At 70.4% G+C, this 849-nt stretch carries 1 protein-coding gene; it reads right to left on the bottom strand.

Annotated features, from left to right (window positions below; all coding sequences use genetic code 11):
* Positions 1 to 826, bottom strand: an 826-nt coding sequence (locus ACTOQ3_RS43590) for a polyketide synthase dehydratase domain-containing protein (protein WP_440089947.1), incomplete at its 3' end; no start/stop codon positions are given.
* Positions 827 to 849 lie beyond the last annotated feature (23 nt).

Here is an 849-nt window from a genome sequence, read left to right as displayed (position 1 = left end):
GCAGTGAGTCGGTGCGGTGGGCGGTGGTGAGCTGGTCCGCTGATATCGGACGAGCGGCCAACGCCTCGATCGACACCACCGGCGCACCGGTGGAGTCGGCGATCGTCAAAGCGACCGTGTTCTCCCGCACCCGCGCGATCCGTGCCCGTACCTCGGTCGCCCCGGCCGAATACAGGCACACCCCCGCCCAGGAGAACGGCAACACCGTCTGCCCGTCACCGACCACCAACGGCGCGTGCAACACCGCGTCCAACAGGGCCGGATGCACCCCGAACCGCGCCGCGTCCCCATGCGCCTGCTCGGGCAACGCGACCTCGGCGAACACCTCCTCACCCCGCCGCCACAGCGCCCTCAGCCCCTGGAAGACCGGCCCGTACTCATACCCCATGCCCAGCAACACCTCGTAGGCATCGCCCACCTCCACCGCCACCGCATCCACCGGCGGCCACTGCGCCAGCTCAAACCCCGCCACCGGCAGCGGCTCCGCACCCAGCAGACCCTCGGCATGCCCCGTCCACGGCGCCATGGGGTCATCTTCCGGACGCGAGTGGATCGAGACCGCCCTGCCGCCGGACTCCTCCTGCGCGCCGACGACGACCTGGACCTGCACCCCGCCCTCGACCGGCAGCACCAGCGGAGCCTGCAACGTCAGCTCCCGCACCAGCGGCCAGCCCACCTCACCCCCGGCCCGCAACACCAGCTCCAGCAAACCGGTCCCCGGCAACAACACCGTCCCGTTCACCGCATGATCAGCCAGCCACGGCTGCACCGCAGGAGACAAGCGGCCACTGAAGACCACCGACCCACCACCGGCGACCTCCGTCACCGCACTCAACAACGGATGATCGA

This window comes from Streptosporangium sp. LJ11, from assembly GCF_051918945.1.
GTDB lineage: Bacteria > Actinomycetota > Actinomycetes > Streptosporangiales > Streptosporangiaceae > Streptosporangium.
Note: the sequence above shows the minus strand (reverse complement) of the source record. Positions and strands in the feature narration are given on the sequence as shown.